At 32.9% G+C, this 10,082-nt stretch carries 8 protein-coding genes and 2 pseudogenes; 4 read left to right on the forward strand and 6 right to left on the reverse strand.

Annotated elements, in window-relative coordinates:
• Window positions 1-149: 149 nt before the first annotated feature.
• Window positions 150-1,436, forward strand: a complete 1,287-nt coding sequence (locus tag J2S06_RS15625) for an MFS transporter (protein ID WP_419152898.1) — start codon at window positions 150-152, stop codon at window positions 1,434-1,436.
• 172 nt (window positions 1,437-1,608) lie between these two features.
• On the opposite strand, the gene J2S06_RS15630 is transcribed toward J2S06_RS15625, so the two are convergent.
• Window positions 1,609-2,760: an alanine/ornithine racemase family PLP-dependent enzyme gene (locus J2S06_RS15630; RefSeq protein WP_419152905.1), complete on the reverse strand. Its 1,152-nt coding sequence runs from the start codon at window positions 2,758-2,760 to the stop codon at window positions 1,609-1,611.
• A gap of 8 nt (window positions 2,761-2,768) precedes the next feature.
• A complete protein-coding gene (locus J2S06_RS15635; RefSeq protein ID WP_419152899.1) occupies window positions 2,769-3,857 on the reverse strand; it encodes a DUF1611 domain-containing protein in 1,089 nt (362 codons plus the stop codon).
• 474 nt (window positions 3,858-4,331) lie between these two features.
• On the opposite strand from J2S06_RS15635, the gene J2S06_RS15640 reads away from it, so the two are divergent.
• A complete protein-coding gene (locus J2S06_RS15640; protein WP_419152900.1) occupies window positions 4,332-4,718 on the forward strand; it encodes a PH domain-containing protein in 387 nt (128 codons plus the stop codon).
• A 143-nt stretch (window positions 4,719-4,861) separates the two neighbouring features.
• On the opposite strand, the gene J2S06_RS15645 is transcribed toward J2S06_RS15640, so the two are convergent.
• From J2S06_RS15645 to J2S06_RS15660, 4 genes are all read right to left on the reverse strand, one after another.
• Entirely contained in the window at window positions 4,862-5,527 is a 666-nt protein-coding gene (locus tag J2S06_RS15645) for an ABC transporter ATP-binding protein (RefSeq protein ID WP_419152901.1), read from the reverse strand.
• Window position 5,528: 1 nt separating this feature from the next.
• Complete coding sequence (locus tag J2S06_RS15650) at window positions 5,529-6,095, reverse strand: stage II sporulation protein M (RefSeq protein ID WP_419152902.1); 567 nt, start codon at window positions 6,093-6,095, stop codon at window positions 5,529-5,531.
• Entirely contained in the window at window positions 6,079-7,566 is a 1,488-nt protein-coding gene (locus J2S06_RS15655; RefSeq protein WP_419152903.1) for a hypothetical protein, read from the reverse strand. Before J2S06_RS15655 ends, J2S06_RS15650 begins: the two co-directional genes overlap by 17 nt.
• Before the next feature lie 363 nt (window positions 7,567-7,929).
• A complete protein-coding gene (locus J2S06_RS15660; RefSeq protein ID WP_419152904.1) occupies window positions 7,930-8,253 on the reverse strand; it encodes a hypothetical protein in 324 nt (107 codons plus the stop codon).
• A gap of 791 nt (window positions 8,254-9,044) precedes the next feature.
• Here J2S06_RS15660 and J2S06_RS15665 point away from each other — a divergent pair.
• Both J2S06_RS15665 and J2S06_RS15670 read left to right on the forward strand, forming a co-directional pair.
• Window positions 9,045-9,691, forward strand: a pseudogene (locus tag J2S06_RS15665) (IS66 family transposase); the annotation flags it as partial.
• 164 nt (window positions 9,692-9,855) lie between these two features.
• Window positions 9,856-10,082, forward strand: a pseudogene (locus J2S06_RS15670) (hypothetical protein); the annotation flags it as partial.

The raw sequence follows: 10,082 nt of genomic DNA on the forward strand, positions 1-10,082 counted from the left end.
CTCCTAATTAATGTGGTGTGCTAGCTAACATTATTGCCAGGAATTCTAAAATGTTTTCTTTTTTACTGTAAAATCACCAAAAGTGATGAAGAATCATCTTTATTACTGGCTCAGCCCTATGTGCAATAGCTAATACAATGGAGCAGCTAGTGATTTTCCGTGGCCTTCAAGGAATTGGCGGTGGAATGTTGATGCCATTAACCCAAACGATCATTGGAGACATTTTTACTGCTGAACAGCGCGCGAAATGGCAAGGTGTTTTTGGCGCAATTTTTGGATTAAGTTCTGTTATTGGACCTTTTATTGGTGGATTTTTAGTTGATAACATTAGTTGGCATTGGATTTTCTTAATTAATGTACCTTTTGGACTGTTATCTGCTATCTTAATTTTCATGGGATTAAAACACGAAATCATTCATCGAAAGGAAAAGACTAGCATTGACTTTCTCGGAATCTTTACGTTAGTCCCAGCCCTCATCTTATTATTGCTGGCACTAACGTTTGGTGGGGATAAATTTGCATGGAATTCCTTAACAAGTTTCCTTCTCTTCGGTGGTTTTCTACTCTTGACGATTTTGTTTATTTTCGTCGAACGTAAAGCTCAAGAACCGATTATAGACTTATCTTTATTTAAAAATCGTGTTTTCGTCACTACAAATGGATTAGGCTTTTTATTAGGTCTTGGGATGTTCGGAGCAATCATGTTTGTGCCTATGTTTATGCAAGGGATTTTAGGTGTGACACCTACTCAAGCAGGTTCCACAATGACACCGATGATGATTTCCTTAATTGTGGCAAGTGTTATTGGAGGAAGGTTATTATTACGACTTCGTTATCGTACTGTTTTAACGATCGGGATGGTAATTACCATGATAGGGTTTTACTTAATGAGTACGATGGGCATTGAGTCAAAAGAGTTAACCGCTTATCTCTATATGATTGTCATGGGCTTAGGTATGGGACTTGTCATGCCGACTTTAATGATTGCCGTTCAAAATGAATTTCCTAAATCAAAGCTTGGAGCAGTTACATCAGCTTCCACCTTTTTCCGTTCGATTGGGGGAACCATTGGGATTACGATTTTAAATGCGATTATGAACAAAACCCTACAAACGAATATGTCAAACGTTACAGAAAATGCAACAAACGAAGCAGCTGTTCAAATTTTAAAGAAAGTTGGAAATGAAACAGATACATTATTTGGACTACTGATCAATCCTGATGTTTTACAAGTCCCGAATGAGATAAAACAATCTGTTATTACATCCATTCAAACAGCATGGTCCCAATCTTTTACCACCGTATTTTTAACAGGACTTATTTTTATTGGTATAGGTGTTGTAGTCGCACTCTCCGTTGGGAATGGAAAAATTAAGCGTGATCATGAATTAAAGAAAAATTTACAAAAAGAGGCTTTAGGCGTAAATAATCAATAATGATCTATGAACCTTTTAATGCACGACTTCATATTCCTCGATTGATATGAATCATCCCCTTTAAGTAGACTGAAAAAAGATAGGATGTCTACAATAAAGGGGATTTTTTAGGCTGTTATCTAAAAATGACAATTATTTTCTCCGATTTTTTTATCCTAAAATATGGTATAATTTACAAAAATGAAATGAGGTAGTTTACTGTGTCACCGCTACTTATATTTGTTATCCTTTTTGTTCTTCTTTTAGAACATCGATCTTTTTCAGAAATATGAAGATACTTTTTGTAAACATATGGGGATGTCATGGCTGAAATCAAAGCCCCATAATCAAGAGAAAATTTTATCTCATCACCTGGTTTTAAATGGATATTTTTCGTATCAAGAATGATATGATCACTGCTAGAACCAAGTATTTCAACAGGAAGTAAGGGAGTTAGTCCGCTTACGAATACGTCTTGCCGCCCGATTCCGACGATGGCTCGTTGCATCATTCCGCGATCTTGAAAGAAAACTTTTTCTCCAAACGCATTTTTTCTTTGCTCTCCAAATGGCACAGATGGTTTATATTTCGATTCAATTATCTCTGCAACTAGACAAAAAGCATCTTGATACAGACCTGGAATAGGTGTTCCATTGACGGTTTCTCTTCCTAAGAAAATCGATTCTCCAAGGCGAAGGTGATTTATTACTCCAACATCTTTTGTATGTTTTAACCAATTGTAGTTGGCTGAATTTCCTCCTGAAATATATGGAAATATTAAGGAAAATTGTTTTTGTACCTTCATTGCTAAAGCAGAAAATTCGCACATCTTTTGTTCTGTTGGTATGACTCCACCAAAACAAGCAAAGTTTGTCGCAAGACCGACAATTTGAATTCCTGGCAATTTTAAAACTTCCTCAATAAATGCGGGAACGTCTTCAGGCATGATCCCTTCACGTAAATCACCCATTTCGACCATCAATATAATGGAATGCACCTTATTTTGCTTCACTGCTTCCTTTGATAAAGCCCGAATAACTTCAAGTTCAGTGTTCATACTTATATCAGCAAAGCGAACGACCTCATCGATTTCGCTTAGTGCCGGAGTGCGTAATAATAAATATGTAGCATTTAATTGAGATGATTTCATCTTTTGAATGCGAGAAATTTTTGTATCGGCAAGTGTTGTAATGCCGCTGTCAATTAACGCTTTGGCAATCTCTATGCTTGCGCTAACTCCTTTGACAACTCCCGTAATTTGAATTCCTTTCTCTTCATACCATTTTTTTAAGACTCTTGCATTATGTGAAATTTTACGTAAATCAATTTCTACCCTTGGAGTCATTTCCCTCCTCATACTGCCACCCCTGCTTGTTTGTTCGTTTGTAAAGAAGGGAAATATTCAATGAGTCGATGAATGACTTTTTCAGGTCCAAATTTTAAGACGTCTGTGACTGGCATTTGGAATTTTTCTTCATATTCTACGATTGTGTTGTGTAATTCTTCGTCTGACATACCTTCGTGATTTAACGTAATGGCAATCACTTTTGTTTGTCCGAAATGTTCAATTAAGCTGATTTCACTTTGGACTGCTGGCATTTTCAAAAAAGGAAAATCCCCTAATACGTTTCTTTTTGGCGGGTGTTGTAAAATGACCGCTTTCGGTCTTGCTCCTTTTAAAATGCCGCTTGAACTTACGTAAGCGGGATGGCTTAACGCTCCCTGTCCTTCCACAATGATGATATCAGGCTTTTCAATTTCATTTGCTCTTAAAATTTCTCGTTCTAATTCACCAATCATATACTGAAGCGGGAATGCATCCATCGAAAATCCATAGGATGCCCCTTGAATAAGCCCTGTTTGTCCTGTTGCGATAAACGCTGTTTTATATCCCTGTTCTTGAAGCCCTTTATCGATCATCATCGCCGTTGTTCGTTTTCCACATGCCCCGTCTGTACCAAGAACAGCGATAATTGGTGTCGTCACATTCAAGATCTGTCCAGTAAACAGCGTCCATTCATTTTTAGGTCTTGGCTTTCGAATATCTCGGATCTCGACTCCATACCGCTTCGCCATGGTCATCATTTCTTCATCTTCTGTAAGAAATTCTTGCAGTGGGTTAATAATATTCATCCCTGCTTTTATCGCACCCATAATGACTTGTCGTTCTTTTTGATTTAGAAAAGCATGAGCTGGAGCAATTCCTAGGATAAAGTAGGTAGGCTTTTCTTTAGATGAGGCAATCGCTTCTTGAAGGTCTTTACAAATCGGAATACCGTTTCGTTTTTGATCTAAAACCTCCCCGGCATCTTGACCAGCTTTCGTGCTGTCAATCACTGCTGTAATCTCATACAAGCCTGAGTCCCGAATCAACCCATTGGCCGTTTTTCCATCCATGGAACCATATTGATTTTCACAATAAATGACGGCATATTTCTTCATCGAAATCCCCCCATTTTTCATGTGAAATCAAATTTCCATAGGATCTTTTTAAAAGATTGTTGCTTTACCCATAGCTTTTCAACTGTCCAGGCAAGCGACATGCTTGCTATGCCACACTTTAGTGTGACGTGAACCGAACAAAAGGCGATGGTCGGACAAATGTAATTTGACCGACCACGTGCTTTGTTCGGTTCATAGACAGTCGAAAAGCAACAAAGTTTACGAAAACAGCCTTTCCATAAAAAAGAACATCTTCACAAATCCTTAAATCGTAAACATTCAGTAAGGAAATAGGTGTTCTTGAAAAGAGGTTTTAAATTTACTTTTCTATTATAGATTATAGCAATTTTTCTCAAAAAATATAGTGCTATTCTTCAAAATTCGTTACAGAAAATAACATTAACTGTTAACGATTTGAAACTTTCACGTTTGATTTTTCGTATGATTGTGATAAGGAGAAAAGGAGTGTTTCAAATGTATTTTCCAGCAAAAAAAGACATTTGGTTTTTCTTCATGTTTTGGGGGATTATCGCTTTTAATATACTTATTTACATATTCGGGAAAGAGCCTGTCGGCATGCAATTGATAACTTATAAAAGTTTATTCGGATATATAATAGGTTTTATGACAATAGGAGTGCTTTTATGGATTTGGTTTGAAACCGGGTATAAGATTGAAGATGGGCTTTTAAAAATAAAATATGGTCCATTTAGACAATCCATTAAAATTAAAGAAATTAAAAAGATTCGTAAAGTTAAAAGTCCGTTTACATCACCTTCACTATCGATTCATAAGTTAGAAATCCTTTACAGTTATTATGAATTCATCAATACACCCCAATGTTTAAAAGGCTTGCAATGAGAAAAGTTTAATCAGCTATCTCCTCAAAGCAAACCCTAATTCTGGATCAAACACTTTATCCTTTTAATGTGTCGGGGGACTGGCCTTTAAGCAGTCGATGACAAACTTTCCACCATAAAGAATGCAATCGTTTGCGCACAATCTTAAATTATTTGTAAAATATAATTTTCCAGATCTTTTTCATTAAAATTATTTGCAAATTGGTGAATTTGTCCATCTTTAAGCAATAGTATTTCATCTGCAAGTTTATGAGCAATTGGAATCATATGAGTAGAAATTAAAACAGTATTTCCTTCTCTAGCATAACGAACTATTTTATCACGAAAAAAAGCAATATTAATCGGATCTAGAGAAACTAATGGTTCATCTAAGAACAAAATCTTTGGTTTTTTTAAGAATGCAGCTGCTAATGCTAATTGATGCTTCATACCGTGGGAATAGTTAATTACTAATTCATTCATAAAAGACTGAATACCCATATTTTCGACAAATTTTTTTAAATCATTATTAGACAGATTAAGTTTGTGAATTTTTTGAATAAAATCCAAATTATCAAACCCTGATAAATATTCAAGAAAAGTTGGTTTTTCAGACACGTAGTAAACTAACTCATCAAGTTTTTGTTTATCTTTTACAATAATTTCACCAGAATCAAAGGTAAGAATCCCAGACAAAATTTTCATCAGTGTAGTTTTTCCAGCACCATTGCGTCCTAAAAGACAATATATTTTTTTTGAATCTAATTTGAAAGTAACCCCTTTTAGAATTTCTAATCTGTAAGACTTTTTTAAATTATTGACTTTTATCATTTTATAAACTCCTTACAATTATTTTTAATATATTGGGGGTCATATGAGATTCTAATAAAGAAGAAATAAAAAATATAACAATCATTGCCAAAAACAATTGAACCATTTTATTAAATCCTTCTACGTGAAATATTTGTTTTTTATATATTTTATTAATTAAAACTCTAAAACTAATTGTAGATATATAATATGCTAAGGCTATACCTATTAGTTCTAGGATACCGTGAACCATTATAACTGAAAAAGAGTATAATAAAGAACCGCTATTCTGAAATGCAGTATAGATAGCTAAGATTAACATATAGAGTCCAAATAAATAAGTTATTGTAGAAAAAAAGCCAAATGTTAAGATACCTATAAAAATTATAGTGAATGCTGTAGATATGTTATTGATAAAAATAGAAAACCAATCTATATATTTTATTAATTCTTTTGAACTAATTTTTGTAACTTCAGGTGGAAAAAAAAATAAAATTATATAAATTGTCAAGATAAATATCAATTGAATTAAATAAATCGACAATATCCCTTTATTAAAAATATTGCGTAATTTATTTAAACCCTTCATAAAAGTTCCCTCTTATTCGATCGTAGTTGTTAATAAATACAAACAATAATGCAATTGAAATAATAAATGAAATTAAATAGTTTAATATTAAACTATTTATGCCTAAATAATCAAAAAATAATTTGATCAATAAAACTAATACAAATAAAACAACAACTATCGATTTTCCTAATAAGTTAATTGACTTATCATCAAAATATTTTTCAAATTGATATGCAGAGGCACAATAAACAGTTAGAATAGAAAATATGAGAATTAGTCCCATAAAAGTGAAAGTAGTAAAAATACCAATTAACATATTATTGATTACTAATAATATAATGATAATAATGTACTGTAACCATACGATAAAAGAAAAACAAAGAGCTACAAAAATAAATGGAAGTTTATTTCTTTTGCACAGTAAAACAATATTTGAATGATTAAACAAATTTGATGTTAAAATATAAACAGTAAATAATAATATGTTTAATGCGTTGATATTAATTGATTTAGCAAATAACAAAAGGATAAAAGTTAGTGTAAATGTCACAAGGAAATGGATGTTGATTAAACCCTCGCATCTTAAAAAATTAAAAAAGATATACAGCATTTTTTTTCTAAAAGAAGGAAACCTTTTAAATGAACTTTTAGGGTGTTTTTCTTTAAATAAATAATCACAGATTTTTGTTAGTAATGCTACAGCAATACCTAATGATATAAACATAATTAAATATAATTCTATATTGATTCTGACTTCATAAAGATTAATATTAGAAGGAATAAATTTCAAAAGAAAACCTACCATGTTTCCATATAGTATTTGGTTAACTAAAGTTTCAATTAGAATTTGTATATCATTCTTTTTTATTGATAATAATATACAAAACGATAAAATAGAGAACGATAATAATAATCTTTTTGTACCAAAAAGATTAATTTTGCTAAACATAAAAAGTATAAATTTAATAAAAGTAAGCATAAATCCGAAAAAGAATAAGAGAATAAAAATTTGAAAAAGTAAAATGAATCCTGAGTAGTTATTGTAATAAGTCTGTACAATAAATAAAGGAAATGACAGAACTAACAAAAAAATCCATACCATTAAAAATCCTAAATATTCATTTATAATAATAATCTTTTTTTTCATTCCTAATGAAAAATTACTTTCCAATGCAAATTCTCTTATGTCGTTACTAACAAAATTTCCAGTTTGAATTAAGCATAAAAGTATAACATATAATATTATTAAAAAATTCAACTCATTTTGAGGTAAATTAATATGGTGGAAAAAAACCTGAAATAAGACTGCAAGAATAAACCAGAATAAATAAATAGTAATTGAAATAATAATTAGATGGCGCTTTAATATTTGTAAGACAGGTTTTAGTATTGCAGACTTCATACCAATTTCATTACCAATATAAAAGATTTTATTAATAATTATTTTTATAATAATTTTAATGATTAAATAATATAAGTTTCTGTTCATACTTATCCTACTCACTTGTCTCAATATTTAAGATTATTAAACTTTTTTATATAAAAATAATTAGACAATTAGCTATTGACAGTTTTTTAGAAAATACTCCTTGTTTGTTAGCTTACAGCTACAAACAAGTACCATGTAATAGGAATTACCTTTAATTCAAGTCCTCTTGCAATTAAATAGATTTCATGATCACTTGCCATTAGGAACCTTAATTTAATACCATTTCTACAACTCATTATCTTTCATTTACTATTATTACCCTATCAATTTGTTTGGTGTTAACAATGTTAACAGATTCCATTCATTATAAACTACGAAGAACCTATTATATAAAAACCCCTCTTTTCACAACTTTTCTTTCTTTTACCAGAATGCTAATGTAGACATATGATGTTCTAATACATATGCAACAGCTTTCTCTCCAGCATAAGATATTATTAATCCAACTACATTCCAACTAAAAGCAACTCTTAATGCTCTAATAATTTGTTTTCCATCTTTATAATGCTTATAGGCACGCCTTAACCCTTCAAACGCAGCTGCATAAGTTAAGCCTCCAACCATAGCAGAAAGGTTAAATGTCATTCTAATATTATTAGTTATGATTAAAAGAAGGGAAAAAAGTATTCCTATAGCTAAAATTTGAAATATTGCACTATTATTTTTAATAGTTTGTTCTTGTTCCATAAATTAACCTCCTAAGTAAGTAAAAGTTAAAAAACTAAATAAGCAAAATATTGTGAAAAGAAGGGGTTTTCTCCAATTAACACAAGCAAAATTTTGTAATAATATAAATAAAATATATAGTCCAACTATTAGAAAAGGATTTGCTACAAGAAAAAAAACATTAGGGAGATCGTTAAATACGATTAGCTCCCAAATAATGGATAGGGATAAGAATATAGTGAAAATAAGATATATTTTAAAGAATAAATAAAACTGTATGGGTATTTTAAATATAAACTTGGCCATAAAGTGAGTGATTATAGCTCCAAAATATAGTTGGGCAATTACAGTTAGGATAATAAGGGTAACAATAATTCCAAATATTGCATATGCGGGAGCACCATCTGTTTCTAACATTATTGGAATATATTTAACTTCAGAACCCATAGATATATATATTGCCAGAAAGATAGAGATTAAAGACATCATAAATGAAATGACAAGTAATATATAACTTGAGAATTTGTTATACTTTACCCAATTAATCAATGTTTTCACCTTTCCATTTTTATTTTCCTAGATTAATTTATCATATTTATGTATATTTGTAAACATTTTGTAATACCTTTTTATGTAAGGAACTCATACTTTCTAAACCTGAAGATAATTGAAATCGGCTACTTTGCCTAATCATAGCTGGATATGGGGCTGCCATTGCGATAATCATTTGTGGTGTGTCCACTTGTTGGAATTACTCTCTAATCGCTTCAAAAGTTGCATCTCTTCTGGACAAGGAACCTGTCCCACTGTCCACAGCGACACATACATATCTCGCTCCCCATGAATCGCGTGGAAAGAAAGCCACTGATGAAACCGGTATTCTTCATCGATATAAGGGCACCATGATGCACGATGCGTAAAGCGTATATCCGAAATACACAGAAGCGACCCATGCGCTTTGTCATGCCCATCACTTGCGCGAGTTGAAAGGGTTTATCAAGCAAGGACATACACATGGGCCATGCGCATGACAACATTTCTGCTCGCTGCCAAACAGGTGGTTGAACAGAATGATGGTGCCCTTCCTGAGGAAGAAGCAAAACGTTGGGAGCGTGTGTATGATCGCATATTGGACAAAGCGCACCGACAGTTGGAAGGGAGGACGCCTCTTCCGAAAAAAGCGCTCTCCTTTGTTCGGCGGCTACAGAAACGGATGGAAGAAGCGTTACGATTTTTGCGCGAAGCCCACGTTCCGTTTGACAACAACCAAGCTGAACGAGATCTTCGTATGATCAAAGTCAAACAGAACATTTCGGGAACGTTTCGCCAAGAAGAGTTCGCTCAATCCTTTTGCATCACAAGCAGCATCGTGTCCACGCTCACCAAACATGACAAACCGATCTGGGATTCGTTATGTCTCCTGTTGATGGGTGAAACGATCGACAACGTTTTGTCCTAAATCCTGGGCATTTTCTTACTCGGCAATGCCCTATTTGTGTTGGATTCATTTATACGCTAGCACTAGGGTGAATAGTTACGGGCAAATGGTTCTGTTTCATGTCGATGAGACACATGTTCGTTCATATCAAGCCCACATGAGCAGAAGTAGGCAATCAAAAGCAAGTGCCAAGTTACGGTCACCATGCCCATGTCTCGATTTTCGGTGCAGTGGAGGTTCAACAAGGCGAGTGGTGGTCATCGGGCATCATCAGCCAATGCCGAGACGTTTCTGGACTTTTTGCGCCTTTTGAAAATTGTAAATTATCACTTTATTTCGGAACAAAAGAGCCATTTTTTTGCACATTCCTTCAGAAAGCCCTCTCCCCTTTTCTGAAAGAATGTGCTAAATT

Source organism: Bacillus alveayuensis (assembly GCA_030812955.1).
Classification (GTDB): Bacteria; Bacillota; Bacilli; order Bacillales; family Aeribacillaceae; genus Bacillus_CB; species Bacillus_CB alveayuensis.